The following is a 19,923-nucleotide window of genomic DNA, read 5'->3' as shown; positions in this document are numbered from 1 at the left end:
AAGTTAATATAAAAATAAATAAATTTTAGTTGACATTTTGTAATGGAACTGTATAATATAATTGAACCATTATAGATAATAAGGAGGATAATGTGGTGAAAAAGAGAACTAGCAAACTCTTTCATGGCTTGATGGCCTTGCTGCTGGTTGTGTCGGTCTTTTTGCCTGCACTTAAAGTTAGCAATGTTGTTAAAGCGGAGGAACTACCAGCGAGCAGTTACACAATGAAAACTGTTTCAAAAATCAACAATAACAAACTTGTTGATGGCGCTAAGTACGGGGAAGGTAAATTCTATCTTCAACCAACTTATAGTTTCCCAAATGATGTAACCCTCAAAGATGGGGATTACATGGTGTATCATGTTCCAAACGAATTTAAAATTGAAAAAGATTCTACTACGGAATTGAAAGCACCAGATGGGCAAACAACTATTGCTGAATTGACAACTAGTAAAGCAGATAACACAGCTACTGTCAAAGTGACAAATGCTGCTTACTTTGCTAATTTGTCAGAGAACAAGGAGATTACTGCCCTGTTTACAGTCGTTTGGGCAGATAGTGTTAAACTAAACACTCCTTATCAAATTAATATCCCAGGTGACCAAGTTTACACTTTGACTCGTATCGTCCCAGATGATGACCCAACTGGATTTACTAAATGGGGAGTTCAAGACTCAGACGATCCTAACTATGTAAACTGGCGTATCCGTGTTAACCGCTATGCAAAATCTTACACAGGGGTTAAACTCGAAGATACTATTCCAGAAGGACAAGTTCTTGCAAGTGAAATTACTGGTTACTACTTTACTGAGTGGAACAAAGCTGAAGCTCGTCCAAGACTAGAAGCTGCCCATGTCAACGTTGTTGATGGAAATCACTTTACAATCACTCCAAACGGTGATGGTACAATGGACGGACAAGGTCTCTATATTCTATATAAAACTCGTCTAACTGCTCCAGTTGACAATGCAACTAAAAAAGCATTTAACGATGTAAAAGCGACAACCGATCAAGAAACATTTGATGTTCATGGATTTGCTGCTTTGACAACTACAGAAGGTATCGGTTCAGGTGCGAAGTCTGATGAGGTTGAATTCCAAGTTAAGAAAAAACTTGAAGGAAAAACTCTTGAGGCAGATGCATTTACTTTCCAATTGATTGCTCCAGATGGTTCTGTAACTGAAGCTAAAAACGATGCTGAAGGAAATGTTAAATTCCCAGCAGTTAAATTCTCTAATGAAGGTACATTCAAATACCAAATTAAAGAAGTAAATGACAACAAACCTGGCTATACATACGATGATTCAGTACTTGAAGCAGAAGTTACTGTAGCAAACGTGTATGGTCAAAAGATTGCAAGCGTTAAATATAAAGATTCTAAGAAAGAATTTACAAACTCATACGCTGCTAAAGAAGCAAAACTTCAACTTGAAGCTAAGAAAGTCTTGAACGGTAAAGCTATCGAGGCTGGCCAATTTGAATTTGAGTTGAAAGAAAATGGAACAGTTCTCCACACTGTTTCAAACGATGCAAACGGTAAGATTCAATTCCCAGAACTTACCTTCACAAAAGAAGAAACTCGTACATTCACTATCTCTGAAAAAGCAGGTGATGTAGCCGGAGTTGAATACGATCCAAATGCTTATGAAGTAACAGTAGTCGTTAAAGATAACGGCCAAGGTCAACTTGTTGCAACTGCAACAGGCGCAGACAACCTTACTTTCACGAACGTTTATAAAGCTAAACCAGCAAAAGCTACCATCACAGCTACTAAAGTCTTGAATGGTAAAGCGCTTGAAGCAGACAAATATGAGTTTGAACTTAAAGAAGGCAACAAAGTAGTCGCAACAGCTAAGAATGCTGCAGACGGTACTGTTACTTTCCCAGTAATCAGCTATGATGCTGCAGGCCCTCACACTTACACAATTACTGAAAAAGCTGGTAGTGAAAAAGGTGTGACATACGACACTGCTAAACACGAAGTAACAGTAAACGTTACAGATAATGGACAAGGTGAACTTGTTGCAGATGTAAAAGACAACAACCCAACCTTCACCAATACTTACAAAGCAGCTACAACAACAGCTACTATCACAGCTACTAAAGTCTTGAACGGTAAAGCTCTAGAAGCTGACAAATACGAATTCGAACTTAAAGAAGGTGACAAAGTCGTTGCGACAGCTAAAAACGCAGCAGACGGTACTGTTACTTTCCCAGCAATCAGCTATGATGCTGCAGGCCCTCACACTTACACAATTACTGAAAAAGCAGGTAGCGAAGCAGGTGTGACATACGACACTGCTACACATGAAGTGACAGTTGCAGTTGTTGATAACGGTGCAGGCGAACTTGTTGCGACTGTAACTGACAACAACCCAACCTTCACCAATACTTACAAAGCAGCTACAACAACAGCTACTATCACAGCTACTAAAGTCTTGAACGGTAAAGCTCTAGAAGCTGACAAATACGAATTCGAACTTAAAGAAGGTGACAAAGTCGTTGCGACAGCTAAAAACGCAGCAGACGGTACTGTTACTTTCCCAGCAATCAGCTATGATGCTGCAGGCTCTCACACTTACACAATTACTGAAAAAGCAGGTAGCGAAGCAGGTGTGACATACGACACTGCTACACATGAAGTGACAGTAAACGTTACAGATAATGGTCAAGGCAAACTTGTTGCAACTGCAACTAACAACAACCCAACCTTCACAAACACTTATAAAGCAGCTACAACAACAGCTACTATCACGGCTACTAAAGTCTTGAATGGTAAAGCTCTAGAAGCAGGTAAATATGAGTTTGAACTTAAAGAAGGTGACAAAGTCGTTGCAACAGCTAAAAATGCTGCAGACGGCACTGTTACTTTCAAAGAAATTGAGTTCAATGAAGCAGGCGACCACACTTACACTATCACTGAAAAAGCAGGTAGCGAAGCAGGTGTGACATACGATACTGCCAAACACGAAGTTAAGGTGAACGTTAAAGATGACGGTGCAGGTCAACTTGTTGCAACTGTTACAGGTAACAACCCAACCTTCACTAACACTTATAAAGCAGCTTCAACAACTGTAAATATTACCGCTAAGAAAGTCTTAGAAGGTAAAGCCCTTGAAGCTGGTAAATATGAGTTTGAACTCAAAGAAGGTGACAAAGTAATCGGAACAGCTAAAAATGCTGCAGACGGTACTGTTGCTTTCGAAGGTATCGAATACAAAGAAGCTGGTGAGCACACTTACACTATCTCTGAAAAAGCAGGTAACGAAGCAGGTGTGACATACGATAAATCTACTCACAATGTAACAGTAAAAGTTACAGATAATGGTCAAGGTCAACTTGTTGCGACTGTAACTGACAACAACCCAACCTTCACAAATACTTATGTTGCATCTTCAACAAAAGTAACCTTTACAGCTAAGAAAGTCTTGAAAGGTGATAAAGAGCTTGTAAAAGGTCAATTTAAGTTTGAACTTAAAGAAGGTGACAAAGTCGTTGAGACAGCTACAAACGCTGCAGACGGTACTGTTACTTTCACAGCAATTGAGTACAAAGAAGCAGGTGAGCACACTTACACTATTACTGAAGTAAAAGGTAACGATGAGAATATCAAATATGATGAAAATTCTTACGAAGTGACAGTAAAAGTGACAGATAATGGTGCAGGTCAACTTGTAACAGAAGTTACAGGTAACAACCCAACAATCACTAACACGTATACTGAACCGAAAAAAGAAGAACCTAAGGAAGGTCCTAAGGGTGAACAGCCTAAGGGAGATTTGCCAAACACTGGTGGAGCAGACTTTACAGCATTCTCTACTATTCTTGGTCTAGTTCTTGCAGCTTTGGCAGGACTTGTATACCGTGCTAAAAAAGTTGACTAATCTTAACTTTGAATAACTAAAAAAGATGGCGACTGTTTTACAGTCCCATCTTTTTGTTTTGGATAGTTTATAATAATCTTCGCAACTCGTTCCCTTTTCCTTTAAAAAAATCAAAAATTTCGGTATAATAGTCAAAGATAGTCAAGGTTCAAAGAAGGAGTTTGATTTACTATGAGATTTAAAAATACATCAGATCATATCGAAGCCTATATCAAGGCGATTTTAGACCAGTCTGGTATCGTGGAATTGCAGCGGAGCCAGTTGGCAGATACCTTCCAGGTTGTACCGAGCCAGATCAACTATGTCATCAAGACTCGCTTTACGGAAAGTAGAGGTTACTTAGTTGAGAGCAAGCGTGGTGGTGGAGGCTACATTCGCATAGGGCGTATTGAGTTTTCCAATCATCACGAGATGCTACGCGATTTGCTTTATTCAATCGGAGAGCGAGTTAGTCAGGAGATTTATGAGGATATTCTCCAGCTTTTGGTGGAGCAGGACTTGATGACCAAGCAAGAGATGACCTTGCTGACTTCTGTAGCAACAGATCGTGTCCTAGGGGAAGAATCTTCAGTTGTCCGTGCCAATATGCTCCGACAGCTATTACAAGAGGTAGATAGAAAAGAGAAGTAAGATGAACTATTCAAAAGCATTGAATGAATGTATCGAGAGTGCCTACATGGTTGCGAGCCATTTTGGAGCCCGTTACCTAGAGTCTTGGCATTTATTGATTGCCATGTCTAATCACAGTTACAGTGTGGCAGGTGCGACTCTAAATGATTATCCATACGAGATGGACCGTTTAGAAGAGGTTGCGTTGGAACTGACTGAAACCGACTATAGCCAAGATGAAACTTTTACGGAATTACCCTTTTCCCATCGTTTGGAGGTCCTCTTTGCGGAAGCAGAATATGTAGCCTCAGTGGTACATGCTAAGGTGCTAGGGACAGAGCATGTCCTCTATGCGATTTTGCATGATGGTAATGCTTTGGCAACTCGCATCTTGGAGAGAGCAGGCTTCTCTTATGAAGACCAGAAAGATCAGGTCAGAATTGCTGCTCTTCGTCGTAATCTAGAAGAGCGTGCTGGCTGGACAAGAGAAGATCTCAAGGCTTTGCGTCAACGCCATCGCACAGTAACTGACAAGCAAAATTCCATGGCCAATATGATGGGCATGCCTCAAGCTCAAAGTGGTGGTCTAGAGGACTACACGCATGACCTGACGGAGCAAGCGCGTTCTGGCAAGTTAGAGCCAGTTATCGGTCGAGACAAGGAAATCTCACGTATGATTCAGATTTTGAGTCGGAAGACCAAGAACAATCCGGTCTTGGTTGGAGATGCGGGTGTCGGGAAAACAGCTCTGGCACTTGGTCTTGCTCAGCGTATTGCCAGTGGGGATGTGCCTGCGGAAATGGCAAAGATGCGTGTTCTAGAGCTTGATTTGATGAATGTTGTTGCGGGGACACGTTTCCGTGGAGATTTTGAAGAGCGCATGAACAATATCATCAAGGATATAGAGGAAGATGGCAAAGTGATCCTCTTTATCGATGAACTCCACACCATCATGGGTTCTGGTAGCGGTATTGACTCGACTCTGGATGCAGCCAATATCTTGAAGCCAGCCTTGGCTCGTGGAACTTTGAGAACGGTTGGTGCCACCACTCAGGAAGAATACCAGAAACACATCGAAAAAGATGCTGCCCTTTCTCGTCGGTTTGCCAAAGTGACGATTGAAGAGCCAAGTCTAGCTGACAGTATGACCATTTTGCAAGGTTTGAAGGCCACCTATGAGAAACACCACCGTGTGCAAATCACAGATGAAGCTGTTGAAACGGCTGTCAAGATGGCGCATCGTTACTTGACCAGTCGTCACTTGCCAGACTCTGCTATCGACCTCTTAGATGAGGCGGCAGCAACAGTGCAAAACAAATCCAAGCATGTGAAAGCAGACGAATCCGACTTGACTCCAGCTGACAAGGCCCTGATGGATGGCAAGTGGGAACAAGCTGCCCAGCTAATCGCAAAAGAAGAGGAAGTTCCTGTCTATAAAGACTTGGTAACAGAATCTGATATTTTGACCACCTTGAGTCGCTTGTCGGGTATCCCAGTCCAAAAACTGACGCAAACGGATGCCAAGAAATACCTGAATTTGGAGGCTGAACTACACAAACGTGTCATCGGCCAAGATCAAGCTGTTTCAAGCATTAGTCGTGCCATTCGTCGCAATCAGTCAGGTATTCGTAGTCACAAGCGTCCGATTGGTTCCTTTATGTTCCTAGGGCCGACAGGAGTCGGTAAGACCGAATTGGCCAAGGCTCTGGCAGAAGTCCTCTTTGATGACGAATCAGCCCTTATCCGCTTTGATATGAGTGAGTATATGGAGAAATTTGCGGCTAGCCGTCTCAATGGAGCACCTCCTGGCTATGTGGGCTACGAGGAAGGTGGGGAGTTGACCGAGAAGGTTCGCAACAAACCTTACTCAGTACTTCTCTTTGACGAGGTAGAAAAGGCCCATCCAGACATCTTTAATGTCCTCTTGCAGGTTTTGGACGACGGTGTCTTGACAGATAGCAAGGGGCGCAAGGTTGATTTTTCAAATACCATTATCATCATGACGTCAAACCTTGGTGCGACGGCTCTTCGTGATGACAAGACGGTCGGCTTTGGCGCTAAAGACATTCGTTTTGACCAGGAAAATATGGAGAAACGAATCTTTGAAGAGCTGAAAAAAACTTATCGACCAGAGTTTATTAACCGTATTGATGAAAAGGTAGTCTTCCATAGCTTGGATAGCGAACATATGCAGGAAATTGTCAAGATTATGGTTAAACCATTGATTGCTAGCCTAGCAGAGAAAGGCATCGACTTGAAACTGCAAGCTTCAGCCCTGAAGTTGCTAGCTAGTCACGGTTACAATCCAGAAATGGGAGCCCGTCCACTTCGCAGAACCCTGCAAACAGAAGTGGAAGATAAGTTGGCAGAACTCCTCCTTAAGGGAGAACTTGTAGCAGGCAAGACCCTCAAGATTGGTGTCAAAGCTGGTCAACTAAAATTTGATATTGCTTAAAAATGGAGAGTCAGGAGCAGTCCTGATTCTTTTTTTCCTACTTTTTTATAAAAAATGATAAAAAACTATTGACAAAACAAAAATATAGTGTATAATAAAAACATAGAAAATAAAAATATCAAAAACTATAAAAAGGTAAAACGTTTATGAAAAAGAAAACAGCAGTGGTATTTGGGACCTTTGCCCCTCTTCATCAGGGTCATATCGATCTGATCCAGCGAGCGAAGCGTCAGTGTGACCAGGTCTGGGTAGTCGTTTCAGGCTACGAGGGAGACCGAGGTGAGCAGGTCGGTTTAAGTCTTCAAAAACGATTTCGCTATATCCGAGAGGCTTTTCGGGATGACGAGTTGACCTCTGTCTGCAAGCTGGATGAGACCAATCTTCCCCGTTACCCTATGGGCTGGCAGGAGTGGTTGGACCAGATGTTAGCGGAGATTTCCTATGATGAAACCCAGCAAGAACTGACTTTTTTTGTAGGAGAAGTAGACTACCAGCAAGAGCTAGCTAAACGTGGATTTGGCACTGTCTTGCAAGAAAGAAAGTTTGGTATCTCAGCGACTATGATTCGAGAAAATCCAAGCAAATATTGGAAATACATCGCTCAACCCTTCCGTCGTCAGTTTACAAAGAAAGTGTTGATTATGGGAAGTGCTAGCAATGGGAAGACCACTCTGGCCAAGGATTTGGCAAGGTATTACGATGCGCCCGTTAGTCTGGAATACGCGCGTGAGTACCAGATCAAAAACAATGTCCGCGATGATGAATTGACTCCAAAGGATTACTACTATCTCCTGTTGGGACAGTATGACCAGACCTCCAAGTTAATCGACAGCAATGCCAATCGAGGCCTAGTGATAGCCGATACCAACTCCTTGGTAACCAAGGGCTACTATGACTATTACATGGAGACTGAGGACCAAGGGGACTTATCAGGAGAAACCTTTGACAATCTCTTTGTTTCGATCTTGGCCAAGGAAAAATGGGACTTGATTCTCTTCGTGCAACCTATCGGTTCCTATGTCAATGACGGATTTAGAGATATGACCATGGCAGAGGACCACATTCGCTACAGTTTTTCCCAGCATTTGGATGAGATGAGGGAGAGATACTTAACGACTATTCCTTTAGTTTATCTAGCAGAGGATTATCTAGGCAATTATGAAGCAGCAAAAGTGGCTATTGATGCCATTTACCAAGCAGATTAGGAGAAAAATATGAAAAAGCTAACTGAAAAAATCACACAATTTATCGAAAACTTTAAAAATGTCCATGCAGAAGCCCGCAAGATCGGTTTTGCAGGAATCATGCGCTTGCTATGGAAAGATCTCTTTGTCGGCCGTAGTCCTTTCCAGTGGTTGTATCTCATCGCCTTGTCAAGTGTTCCCTTGATCTTGGAGTTTACACAAAATACGGAAAGTCATGACTGGCTGAGCTTGTTTGCATCTTGGACTGGGATTGTCTGTGTTATCTTGGTAGCAGAAGGGCGTGCAAGCAATTATCTTTTTGGGGCTATTAACTCAGCTATCTATTTGATTTTGGCCATGAATGCGACTTTTTATGGTGAAGTTTTAACGACTGTTTACTTCTTTGTCATGCAGCCGATTGGTCTCTATGCTTGGCTGTCCAATCGTATCAACGACCAAGGAAAACCAGAAGAATCCCACTTTGAAGCTAAGAAATTATCTGTTCTTGATTGGCTCAAGTACTTGGCCTTGACTGCTATTATCTGGATTGGTATGGGCTTGGCTTACCAAAGTATCAATAGCGCCCGTCCTTTCCGTGATAGTGTTACTGATGCGACTAATGGTGTTGGTCAGCTCTTGATGACACGTCTCTACCGTGAGCAATGGATTTTCTGGATTGCAACCAATCTCTTTAGTATTTATCTCTGGTGGGGTGAAAATATCCACATCCAAGGGATGTACTGGGTTTACACACTCAATAGTCTAGTGGGATGGTATCAATGGACCAAGGCAGTTCGAAAGGAGGCATAAGATGGCAGACACAAAGATTCCAGCCGGGATGACGGAAAAAGAATATTATGAAATCCATGCCAGTCAGGAGGAGTTTTTAGACTGGTACTACAAGCAGGAACTCCCTCAATATGAAAAACCAAGTGTGACAGTGGATATGGTAGCCTACTGCTTTGTCGAAGGAAAGATCAAGCTCCTGCTAATCCGTCGCAAGGCTCACCCTTATCAAAACTGTTTGGCTTTGGTTGGAGGCTTTATGGACAAGGGAGAAGATGCTGCACATGCCTGTCAGCGCGAGGTGAGAGAAGAAGTCAATCTCGATCTACCTTTGGAGAAAATCGAGCAATTGATGACGGTATCGACCCCCGGTCGTGATCCACGGGGCTGGACAGTGACCATTGCCCACTTAGTGTACCTACCTAGTCGTGCCTTAGACCTCGTTCAGGCAGGTGACGATGCCAAGGATGTGGTTTTTGTAGATGTTGATTTCCAGACAGGTAAATGCTACCTTGAGGGAGTCGAGCTGGACGAGAGAGCCTTCGCCTTTGACCATTATGCCATTATCCAAGAATCCATCAAACGAATCCAAGGCCGTCTCGACTGGAATCCGACCTTCCTTTATCTTCTGGAGGAGGAGTTCACTGTCTATGAAGGAACCGAACTAGTCAATCTCATCAACCCCGGTCGGCCCATCGTCAGCAATAACTTTCTCGTAAAATACGGCGAATATGTAGAAGAAGTCGGCCTCAAACGAGTGCCTAAAAAGAAACCAAGAAAAACCTATCGATTGAAATAAAAAGTGAGGTCGGGACAAAGTTCCCGACCTCTTTATTTATCATCATTTTTATGAATGGCTATCTTTCTTAGAATTGCTCAACAGGTGAGTAAAAAAGTCTTTGTATCGATACTTGAGATAGTTCTCATGTAAAAATAACAAAGCGATATAAACAATCATAAAGATTATAGTCAGATAGAAGACATCAAATGCAGTTCGCGCATAGTAAGTGGCTGATTGATAAGAGCCAATTGTTCCCAAAATCAACCAAGGAAGATACTTGTAATACTTATTTAGCATAAGAGCATACCTCCTATATTCTATTTCAATGTTATTATATTCCTTTGTCTAACACAATGCAAGCGATTACACAAGAGCGATGCAAAAATAGGACTCTAATTTTAAAAATTTTCTATTTTTTCGTTTCAATTACGAATAGAAATAGTAGAGAGAAATTTTTTAAAATAGTTTCTCTAAATAGTTGACAGATTCAAGGCTCAATGTTACAATTATATTACAAAAAGATTTCTTAATATTTCAAAAATGTTACAAAGGAGTAGAAAAATGAAAAAGAAAACCTATATCAAATTGATGGCAGCGACTGTATTGGCTTCTACCTTGCTACTGGGAGCTTGTGGAAATAAAAACGAATCCACTCAAACCAGTAGCTCTGCAAAAACAAGTCAATCATCAAGTTCTAAAGCAGCCTCTTCTAGCAAAGAAAGCAAGACACAAAAATCTTCAAGCTCAGCTTCATCTGAAAAGGCTCAGGCATCTTCTGGTCAGTCTTCTACAACGGCAGATCAGTCACAAGCGAAACCAGCACCTGAATCAAGACAAGAACAAGCAGCTCCTAGTCAACAAGCCCCATCTCAGGCACCTTCAACTCAGCAAGGTTCTCAAGCCCAGTCTAACCAGTCAGGCTATGATCCAACAACTGACCGCCAACTTCAAGACAAGCAAGCAGAACACAACAAACGCTACAAGGGTGTTTTAACCATGGTCGATGGTGATTTCTCAGCAGCTGCAGGCAACTGGAAGGGAGCGAATGGCGAAACTATTACGGTTTCATCAGGGGGCCAATTTACAGTAGAAACTGCAGAAGGAAAGAAAGAAAACTACTCTATTAGAGGCTACTCTTACACCCTTGATGATGGCAAGTATAATGCTAAAATCGGAGGAGGAAAAATCATCCAAATTACAACAGGTGCGGATGGTAAAGTTTCAAGCGTTGCCTTGATTCAATAATAGTACCTAGGTTTTCCTAGGATCTAAAAAACCGTAAACTCCAAGTGAGTTACGGTTTTTTTGTGTATTATGCTTTGTCTAATTGCAAGAGGGCTTCAATCTCTGCTAGGGTGCTAGCTTGTGAAATGGCTCCACGAAGTTTGGCAGCGCCAGATGTCCCCCGGAGGTAGTGAGGAGCGAGGCCGCGGAATTCACGAACGGCTACGTTTTCTCCTTTGAGGTTAATCAAGCGTTTCAAATGTTCGTAGGCGATTTTCATCTTGTCTTCAAAAGTCAAATCAGGGAGAATTTCTCCTGTTTCAAAGTAGTGGTTGATTTGATTGAAGAGGTAGGGATTTCCCATGGCTGCGCGACCAATCATGACAGCGTCAGCACCGACTTCTTCGATACGCTGTTTAGCTTCTTGTACCGTACGGATATCACCATTTGCGATAAATGGAATCTTGGTCAGAGCTTGAGCGACCTTGTGAAGAGTCTCAAGGTCTGCGTGACCTGTGTACATTTGTTCACGGGTACGGCCGTGCATAGCGAGGGCAGAGACACCTGCAGCCTCAGCTGCGAGGGCATTCTCCACGGCTAGGGATGGATCAGACCAGCCAGTGCGCATTTTGACAGTGAGGGGGATATCAAGGACAGATTGGACCTTGTTGATAATAGAGTAGATCTTGTCTGGATCCTTGAGCCACATAGCACCAGCTTCGTTTTTCACGATTTTGTTGACAGGGCAGCCCATGTTGATATCAACGATATCAGTTTTGGTATTTTCTTGGATGAATTCTGCTGCGCGTGCTAGGCTGTCTTCATCGCTACCAAAGAGTTGGATAGAAACGGGGTTTTCGCCTTCATCGATGTGAAGCATATGCAGGGTTTTTTCGTTGTTGTATTGGATTCCCTTGTCAGAGACCATTTCCATTACAACGAGTCCAGCTCCGAGCTCTTTTGCGATGGTGCGAAAGGCTGAGTTGGTGACACCAGCCATGGGTGCTAAAACGGTACGATTGGGAATCTCAACATTGCCAATCATAAAGGGTGTATTAAGATTTGTCACGAATGAGTTCCTCCAGGTCGTTTTCATCAAAGTTATAAGTAGTTTGGCAGAATTGACAAGTGATTTCTGCCCCGTGGTCTTCCTCTTTCATTTCCTCAAGGTCTGAATTTGGAAGGCTGGCAAGAGCGTTCATAAAACGGTCTTTGCTGCAGTCACATTGGAAACGGATTTCTTCTTCAGATAGACGTTTGTAGGATTCGTCACCATAGATGGCCTTGAGGAGGGCTTCGATATGGTCATCGCTTTCTAGAAGGGTTGAGATGGCTGGCATTTCTTGGATGCGTTTTTCAAAGCGGGCAATCTCTTCTTCCTTGGCTCCTGGCAATACTTGGAGAAGGAAACCTCCGGCAACTTTGACCTTGTCGTCTTTATCCAAAAGAACATTGAGGCCGACTGCTGAAGGGGTTTGTTGACTTTCAGTCAGGTAGTAGGCTAAGTCTTCACCGATTTCCCCAGAGATGAGGGGAGTCATGGAGTTGTAGGGATTTCCAGTACCATAGTCTGTGATAACGAGGAATTGACCGTTTCCAACAAAAGGTCCAACAAGGACTTCACCCGTTGCAGTCTTTTTGATGTCAACACCTGGATTTTGAACGTAGCCTTTGACGTTTCCCTTGGTATCTGCGACCGTGATGATGGCACCGAGAGAGCTTGTTCCAAGAACTTTAACAGTTAGTTTGGTATTTCCTTTTTCATTGGCTGCGAGAATTTGGCTAGCGATAAGGGTACGGCCAAGTGCAACGGTTGAACTGGCTTGAGTTTGATGTTTTTCTTGAGCAGTGCGGACGGTTTCAGTGCTATCAAGGACAAAAGCACGAAAGGCGCCGCTTTCTGATATAGTTTTAATAATTTTATCCATAGCTACTATTTTAGCATAAAAATGCCTAAAGGGGGAGTCGTGTGTTTGCTGTCCTTCTTTAAACTGTTTAATTTCTGATGACTGGTATAGGAGATTTATAGAAATGGAAAATTTCGTTCACATTTACTTTTAACATTTTAACTTATCTTAAAATAAGCTAAAACCAATTTTTAAGTTATGGTAAACAGTTGAAAAAAAGGTTGATAAAGTGGTAGAATGTTAGGAAGATAAGATGCTAACAATACATACTGATAGCTAATAGAAATAATATATTAATGGATAGCTTATGAAAAAACAACGAAATTTACATGTATTCTTAGGCCGGACGGCTCTATATTTTGTAATCTTACTTGGTTTGCTTTATTTTTTTAGTTACCTTGGTCAGAGCCAAGGCACCTTTATTTATAATGAGTTCTAGTTTAAAGGAGAAGAGGAACAGTGTCTAATAAACCGATAAAAGATATGATTGAAACGATTGAGCACTTTGCTCAAACACAACCAACATATCCTGTCTACAATGTTTTAGGCCAAGAACATACTTATGGTGATCTGAAGGCTGATTCAGATAGTTTAGCTGCAGCTATTGATCGACTTGGTTTGCCTGAGAAATCTCCTGTTGTTGTCTATGGTGGACAGGAGTATGAGATGCTGGCTACCTTTGTTGCGCTGACTAAGTCAGGTCATGCCTACATTCCAATTGACAGCCATTCGGCCTTGGAACGAGTTTCTGCTATCGTAGAAGTTGCAGAGCCAAGTTTGATTATTGCCATCTCAGATTTTCCATTGGAGCAAGTCTTTATGCCAATGATGACTTTAGCTCAGGTTCAAGAAGCTTTTGCTCAAGCTTCCAGCTACGAGATGACCCATCCAGTCAAGGGAGATGACAACTACTACATCATCTTTACTTCTGGTACGACTGGTAAGCCTAAGGGAGTGCAGATTTCCCATGATAATCTTCTCAGCTTTACCAACTGGATGATTACAGATAAGGAATTTGCGACGCCAAATCGTCCACAAATGCTGGCTCAGCCCCCTTATTCTTTTGACCTATCTGTCATGTACTGGGCGCCAACCTTAGCACTGGGTGGTACGCTTTTTGCTCTTCCTTCAGCCATTACTCAGGACTTCAAAAAACTCTTTGCGACGATTTTTTCCTTGCCCATTGCTATCTGGACCTCAACACCATCCTTTGCAGATATGGCCATGTTGTCAGAAGACTTTAACAGTGAGAAAATGCCAGGAATCACGCATTTCTACTTTGATGGTGAAGAATTGACAGTCAAAACAGCTCAAAAACTACGCGAGCGATTCCCAAATGCCCGTATTATCAATGCCTACGGACCAACAGAAGCGACGGTAGCTTTGTCAGCAGTTGCCGTCACTGATGAGATGTTGGCGACTCTCAAACGCCTGCCAATCGGCTATACTAAGGCTGATTCTCCAACCTTTATCATTGATGAGGAAGGTAAGAAAGTTCCAAATGGTGAGCAAGGAGAAATCATTGTTTCTGGGCCAGCTGTTTCAAAAGGCTATATGAATAATCCTGAAAAAACGGCAGAAGCTTTCTTTGAATTCGAAGGTCTGCCGGCCTACCACACAGGGGATGTAGGAACTATGACAGATGAGGGCTTGCTTCTCTATGGTGGACGCATGGATTTCCAGATTAAGTTTAATGGTTATCGCATTGAGCTTGAAGATGTCTCTCAAAACCTCAACAAGTCTCGCTATATTGAGTCGGCTGTTGCTGTCCCACGCTATAACAAGGACCACAAGGTGCAAAATCTACTGGCCTATGTCATCCTAAAGGACGGTGTCCGTCAGCAGTTTGAACGTGATATCGATATTACCAAGGCTATCAAAGAAGACCTAGCAGATATCATGATGTCCTATATGATGCCGTCTAAGTTTCTTTATCGAGATAGTTTGCCACTAACGCCTAATGGTAAAATTGATATCAAGGGCTTGATTAACGAGGTAAACAGTAGATGATGGAGCTTTATAAACAGCTACCTCATTTGGAACCTTATGGTGATCTTCAGTACTTTTTATACGTAATTGTTGCGACTTTACCTATCTTTATCGGTCTTTTTTTCAAGAAACGCTTTGCCTTGTATGAGGTGCTTGTTAGTCTCTTCTTTATCGTGACCATGTTGGTCGGTGGAAAGACGAATCAAATAAGCGCTTTGATCCTTTATATTATCTGGCAAGTACTGCTTGTATCTTTCTACAAAAGGTACAGGAAACAACGGGATAGTAAATGGATATTTTACCTGATTAGCTTTCTATCCCTATTGCCTATCGTCTTTGTGAAAGTATCTCCTGCTATTCATGGACCCCAATCTTTGTTTGGATTTTTAGGAATTTCTTACTTAACCTTTCGTGCAGTTGGGGTTATCGTTGAGTTGAGAGACGGTGTCATCAAGGATTTAACGCTTTGGCAATTCTTACGTTTTCTTCTCTTTATGCCGACTTTCTCAAGTGGTCCCATTGATCGTTTCAAACGCTTCAATGAAAATTACGAGACCATTCCTGAGCGGGATGAGCTGATGGATATGCTAGAAGAGGCTGTCAAATATATCATGCTGGGCTTCCTCTACAAGTTTATCTTGGCTCACATTTTAGGAGAGACATTATTGCCTCCGCTGAAAAATTTGGCCTTGCAGACAGGTGGTTTCTTTAACCTCTACGCTTTAGCGGTCATGTACACCTTTGGTCTGGAGCTCTTCTTTGACTTTGCGGGCTACTCTATGTTTGCCTTAGCCATTTCAAACTTGATGGGTATTCATAGTCCTATCAACTTTAACAAGCCCTTTTTGTCAAGGGATTTAAAAGAGTTTTGGAATCGTTGGCACATGAGTCTGTCTTTCTGGTTCCGTGACTTTGTCTTTATGCGGATGGTCATGGTGTTGACCAGAAAGAAGGTCTTTAAAAATCGCAATGTCACTTCAAGTGTAGCCTATATTCTCAATATGCTGATTATGGGATTTTGGCATGGTGTGACCTGGTACTACATCGCCTATGGACTTTTCCATGGGATTGGACTGGTTATCAATGATGCTTGGGTTCGTAAGAAAAAAGCGCTCAATAAAGAACGGAAAAAAGCTGGAAAGGGTTCCTTACCTGAGAATCGCTGGATTCAGTTGCTTGGCATGGTTGTCACCTTCCATGTCGTGATGGTTTCATTCTTAATCTTTTCTGGATTTTTGAATGATTTATGGTTTAAAAAATAAAAGGATATAAAAAATGGATATCAAATCAGAAGTTATTGAAATTATTGATGAGTTGTTTATGGAAGATGTTTCTGACATGATGGATGAAGATCTTTTTGATGCCGGTGTCTTGGATAGCATGGGAACGGTTGAATTGATTGTTGAGATTGAAAACCGTTTTGACATTCGTGTTCCAGTGACGGAGTTCGGTCGTGATGACTGGAATACGGCTAATAAAATCGTAGAAGGTATTACGGAGTTGAAGAATGCTTAAACGCTTGTGGCTGATCTTCGGGCCTATCTTCATTGCTGGATTTTTGGTTCTTCTACTCATCTTTTTTTATCCAAGTACAACAAGCCATAATTTGACGGAGGAAAAATACTCGGCGGCTTCTGTTAGTGCAGAGAGTTTTAAAGAGAGAAGCCAAAAAGTAAGGGCTCTTACGGATCCAAATATGCGTTTTATTCCTTTTCTAGGGTCTAGTGAATGGATTCGATTTGATAGTGTCCATCCAGCTGTTTTAGCAGAAAAATATCATCGTCCCTATCGTCCTTACTTTCTAGGACAAGCAGGAGCAGCCTCTCTCAATCAATATTTTGGTCTACAGCAAATTTTGCCAGAAATAGAGAATAAGCAGGCTGTATTTGTGATTTCGCCTCAGTGGTTTACGGAGACAGATTATGAACCCGCAGCGTTTCAGAGATTTTTTAACAGCGACCAATTGACAGCTTTTTTGGGAAATCAATCTGGTGATACTGCTGCAAAGCATGCGGCTATTCGATTGTTAAAGCAGAATCCTAATGTTGCATTAAAAAGCATTGTTCAAAAACTGTCAAAGGGTGAAGAATTATCAGATGTTGATCAGGTTGCTATTGATATTTTTGCGCGATTCAACGAAAAACAATCCGCTCTCTTTGGACAATTCTCCATTCGAGGACAACTCAAGTACAAGGAACACGTGGAGAACTATTTAAAAGATCTTCCGGATCAATTTTCTTATGATGAGTTAGAAAAAATTGTTCGTAAGGACGCAGAAGCAAATACGACCAATAACGATATGGGGATGGAAAATCATTTCTATACGAGAGAGATTCAAAAGGATTTAAAAAAATGGGAAGGGTATCAAAAAAATTACAACTTCCTCAAGTCCTCCGAGTACAATGATTTGCAGCTGGTCCTCAATCAATTTGCTAAGTCGAATGTCAATGTACTCTTTGTTATTCAGCCGGTTAACAAGAAGTGGATGGAGTACACAGGGCTCAGTGAAGAGATGTACCAGCATGCAGTGGAGAAAATTCGTTACCAGTTAGAAAGTCAAGGTTTCACCAACATTGCTGACTTTTCTAAAAAAGGCGGAGATCCGTACTTTGTCAAGGACACCATTCATATTGGTTGGTTGGGTTGGTTGGCTTTTGATAAGGTTGTCAATCCCTTCTTGACGGATCCGACTCCAGCTCCAGACTATAAGATGAATGACCGCTTCTTTAGCAAGGACTGGGCGACCTATGATGGGAATATCAAAGATTTCCAATAAAATAAGCTAAAAGTTTGGGATTTAAACCCAAGCTTTTTTGTTTAAATGGCGAATATTTAAGATGAAAATAGGTCAAAAGTTTCAAAATTTTTAGAAATAGCGTATAATATAAAAGAGAAAAAGAAAAGAAAGGGATTTTAAAATGAACAAACGTTCTTTGTTACCTGTCTTGTCGACAGCCCTGTTAGCTCCAGCCTTCTTAGCTGGACAAGTCTATGCTGAAGAAGCAACAACTCCTGCAGAAAGTTCAGCTGTCGTAGCGACTCCTGCTACGTCGGCGACTCCAGCTCCTGTTGAGAGCCCTGCGGTACCGGAAACTTCGGCAACTTCAGAAGCAGTTGCACCTGCAGAAGCTCCGTTAGCTCCTGTTGAATCTCCTAAAAGCGAAGAAAAGGACACCGTTATCTTGCACACCAATGATGTCCACGGTCGTATCGTAGAGGAAAAGGGAGTTATTGGAGATGCTAAGTTAGCGACAGTCATTGAGCAGGAACGTGCGAAATCAAATCAAAATACTCTAGTTGTTGATGCGGGAGACGCTTTCCAAGGTTTACCGATTTCCAACTCTACTAAGGGTGAAGCGCGTGCTGAAATTCTCAATCAGATGCAGTATGATGCCATGGCAGTAGGAAACCATGAGTTTGACTTTGGTTTGGACGAAGCTAAGAAATACAAGGAAATCTTGAAATTCCCATTACTTAGTTCAAATACCTACGTCAATGGTGCTCGTCTCTTTGAAGCTTCTACAATCGTTGATAAAGATAAGACTGTGGAAGGTGATGAGTTTGTTGTAATCGGGGTGACAACACCTGAAACAGCAACCAAAACTCACCCTAAAAATGTCAAAGGGGTAACTTTTACAGATCCAATCTCTGAAGTCAATAAGGTCATCGAAGAAGTTCAAGCTAAGGCTCGTGCAGAAGGTAAGGACTACAAACACTATGTTGTGCTGGATCACTTGGGTGTGGATACCACAACCCCAGTAGAATGGCGTGGTTCAACTTTGGCAGAAGCCTTGTCTAAAAATCCTCGTTTGAAAGGGAAACGCGTAACAGTAATCGATGGTCACTCTCATACAGTAGAATCAACGACCTATGGAGACAATGTTACCTATAACCAGACGGGAAGCTACCTTCACAATGTAGGGAAAATCACCTACAAATCCCGTCAGCTTTTGGGCAATCCAACTCAGATTCCGGCTGCTGATGCTAAAAAATTACCAGCCAATCCAACAGTTGAAAAACTAGTCAAAGACATTAAACAAAAATACGATGCTGAAAATGCGGTTGAGATTGTTTCAAACAGCCCTGTAGAACTAAACGGTGATCGTGAAAATGTTCGGGTCCGTGAAACCAACCTCGGAAACGTCGTGGCAGACTCGCTCTATCAGTATGGTCAAACAGGATTTAGCCATCCGACAGACATCGCTGTGACAAATGGTGGTGGCTTGCGTGAAACCATTGCAAAAGGAAAACCAATCACTAAAGGAAATGTCATTGCTGTTCTTCCATTTGGAAATACCATTTCACAAATCCAAGTGACTGGGCAACAAGTTTTGGATATGTTTGAAAAGTCACTCGGCTCTATCTTGCAGGTCGATAAGGATGGCAAGAAGGTCTTGGATGAGAACGGGCAACCATTGTTAGAACCAAGTGGTGGTTTCTTGCAAGTTTCAGGTGTGAAGGTCTACTATGATACTAACCTACCATCAGGCAAACGTGTCTTGGCCATCCAGGTTAAAAACCGTGCAACTGGTCGTTATGAACTACTGGACCTCGCAAAAACCTACTATCTTGCAACCAATGATTTCCTAGCTGCAGGTGGTGATGGCTACACGATGTTAGGTGGTGCGCGTGAAGAAGGCCCGTCTATGGATGCAGCCTTTGAAGAGTATCTTAAAACCGCTGATTTGACCCAGTATGAAAAGATCAACCCGAACTCACGGACGATTTCTGTGGATTCTACAACTTTTAGTCTGCCGGTAGAAACGCCTCAAACGAATGCAGCTGCTAACGATGCGACTACAAATGTGCCATTGACTTATGAGGTGGCAGGTCAATTTAGCAAGAAGGCGGTTGTCTCAGAAAAAGCTCTCCCAAATACAGGAAGTGAACAGTCCATCTTCTTGCTCTTGATGGGAATGGTAGCTGGTTTGGCAGGTATCTTATCGAGTCGAAAACCAAAGCTAAAATAGGTTAAATTTCACATCTAGAAGAGTCTAGGGAAACGTTTTTACGCCTTTTTCCCTTGACTCTTTTTTGGTTTATGATATAATTAACCAGTAAAGAATCGGTGGCTATCTATGTTTTTTTACGAAAAAGATAGCTA

At 42.1% G+C, this 19,923-nt stretch carries 16 protein-coding genes; 13 read left to right on the top strand and 3 right to left on the bottom strand.

The window, feature by feature from the left end; genetic code table 11:
* Window positions 1–95 precede the first annotated feature (95 nt).
* The 6 genes from A6J84_RS07455 (at window position 96) to A6J84_RS07430 (ending at window position 9,717) form a co-directional block, all read left to right on the top strand.
* Window positions 96–3,884, top strand: a complete 3,789-nt coding sequence (locus tag A6J84_RS07455) for a Spy0128 family protein (RefSeq protein ID WP_321572419.1) — start codon at window positions 96–98, stop codon at window positions 3,882–3,884.
* 171 nt (window positions 3,885–4,055) lie between these two features.
* Window positions 4,056–4,514 carry a CtsR family transcriptional regulator gene (locus A6J84_RS07450; protein WP_001211258.1) on the top strand — a complete coding sequence of 153 codons (459 nt, stop codon included), beginning with the start codon at window positions 4,056–4,058 and terminating at the stop codon, window positions 4,512–4,514.
* Between the two features lies 1 nt (window position 4,515).
* Window positions 4,516–6,948, top strand: a complete 2,433-nt coding sequence (locus A6J84_RS07445) for an ATP-dependent Clp protease ATP-binding subunit (RefSeq protein WP_001109729.1) — start codon at window positions 4,516–4,518, stop codon at window positions 6,946–6,948.
* Window positions 6,949–7,094: 146 nt separating this feature from the next.
* Entirely contained in the window at window positions 7,095–8,153 is a 1,059-nt protein-coding gene (locus A6J84_RS07440; protein WP_095726349.1) for an AAA family ATPase, read from the top strand.
* Window positions 8,154–8,162: 9 nt separating this feature from the next.
* A complete protein-coding gene (pnuC, locus tag A6J84_RS07435) occupies window positions 8,163–8,942 on the top strand; it encodes a nicotinamide riboside transporter PnuC (protein WP_000736880.1) in 780 nt (259 codons plus the stop codon).
* Between the two features lies 1 nt (window position 8,943).
* Window positions 8,944–9,717 (top strand): NUDIX domain-containing protein, encoded by a 774-nt coding sequence (locus A6J84_RS07430; RefSeq protein WP_000785841.1) that lies wholly within the window; start codon window positions 8,944–8,946, stop codon window positions 9,715–9,717.
* 48 nt (window positions 9,718–9,765) lie between these two features.
* On the opposite strand, the gene A6J84_RS07425 is transcribed toward A6J84_RS07430, so the two are convergent.
* Complete coding sequence (locus tag A6J84_RS07425) at window positions 9,766–9,996, bottom strand: hypothetical protein (RefSeq protein ID WP_000933131.1); 231 nt, start codon at window positions 9,994–9,996, stop codon at window positions 9,766–9,768.
* A 264-nt stretch (window positions 9,997–10,260) separates the two neighbouring features.
* Here A6J84_RS07425 and A6J84_RS07420 point away from each other — a divergent pair, with 264 nt between their 5' ends.
* Window positions 10,261–10,944 (top strand): hypothetical protein, encoded by a 684-nt coding sequence (locus A6J84_RS07420; protein ID WP_095726348.1) that lies wholly within the window; start codon window positions 10,261–10,263, stop codon window positions 10,942–10,944.
* 67 nt (window positions 10,945–11,011) lie between these two features.
* On the opposite strand, the gene dusB is transcribed toward A6J84_RS07420, so the two are convergent.
* Both dusB and hslO read right to left on the bottom strand, forming a co-directional pair.
* Entirely contained in the window at window positions 11,012–11,992 is a 981-nt protein-coding gene (dusB, locus tag A6J84_RS07415; RefSeq protein ID WP_000183317.1) for a tRNA dihydrouridine synthase DusB, read from the bottom strand.
* Window positions 11,979–12,851 (bottom strand): Hsp33 family molecular chaperone HslO, encoded by an 873-nt coding sequence (gene hslO, locus A6J84_RS07410; protein ID WP_049518848.1) that lies wholly within the window; start codon window positions 12,849–12,851, stop codon window positions 11,979–11,981. The genes dusB and hslO overlap by 14 nt, the downstream gene beginning before the upstream one ends.
* A 286-nt stretch (window positions 12,852–13,137) precedes the next feature.
* On the opposite strand from hslO, the gene A6J84_RS07405 reads away from it, so the two are divergent.
* The 6 genes from A6J84_RS07405 to nt5e all read left to right on the top strand — a co-directional run bounded on the left by A6J84_RS07405 (window position 13,138) and on the right by nt5e (window position 19,789).
* On the top strand, window positions 13,138–13,269 hold the full coding sequence (locus A6J84_RS07405) for a teichoic acid D-Ala incorporation-associated protein DltX (RefSeq protein ID WP_008276434.1): 132 nt from the start codon (window positions 13,138–13,140) through the stop codon (window positions 13,267–13,269).
* A 20-nt stretch (window positions 13,270–13,289) separates the two neighbouring features.
* Window positions 13,290–14,840 (top strand): D-alanine--poly(phosphoribitol) ligase subunit DltA, encoded by a 1,551-nt coding sequence (dltA, locus tag A6J84_RS07400; RefSeq protein ID WP_084880336.1) that lies wholly within the window; start codon window positions 13,290–13,292, stop codon window positions 14,838–14,840.
* Window positions 14,837–16,081 (top strand): D-alanyl-lipoteichoic acid biosynthesis protein DltB, encoded by a 1,245-nt coding sequence (gene dltB / locus A6J84_RS07395; protein ID WP_084880338.1) that lies wholly within the window; start codon window positions 14,837–14,839, stop codon window positions 16,079–16,081. The genes dltA and dltB overlap by 4 nt, the downstream gene beginning before the upstream one ends.
* Before the next feature lie 13 nt (window positions 16,082–16,094).
* The gene (dltC, locus tag A6J84_RS07390) at window positions 16,095–16,334 is read left to right on the top strand and encodes a D-alanine--poly(phosphoribitol) ligase subunit DltC (RefSeq protein ID WP_000351972.1); all 240 of its coding nucleotides are present in this window, start codon (window positions 16,095–16,097) and stop codon (window positions 16,332–16,334) included.
* Window positions 16,327–17,595 (top strand): D-alanyl-lipoteichoic acid biosynthesis protein DltD, encoded by a 1,269-nt coding sequence (dltD, locus tag A6J84_RS07385; protein WP_084880339.1) that lies wholly within the window; start codon window positions 16,327–16,329, stop codon window positions 17,593–17,595. Before dltC ends, dltD begins: the two co-directional genes overlap by 8 nt.
* 142 nt (window positions 17,596–17,737) lie before the next feature.
* Window positions 17,738–19,789 (top strand): cell surface ecto-5'-nucleotidase Nt5e, encoded by a 2,052-nt coding sequence (nt5e, locus tag A6J84_RS07380; RefSeq protein ID WP_095726347.1) that lies wholly within the window; start codon window positions 17,738–17,740, stop codon window positions 19,787–19,789.
* Window positions 19,790–19,923: the final 134 nt, after the last annotated feature.

The sequence above is a fragment of the Streptococcus sp. FDAARGOS_256 genome (assembly GCF_002289235.2).
In the GTDB taxonomy this organism is placed as follows: Bacteria; Bacillota; Bacilli; order Lactobacillales; family Streptococcaceae; genus Streptococcus.
Note: the sequence above shows the minus strand (reverse complement) of the source record. Positions and strands in the feature narration are given on the sequence as shown.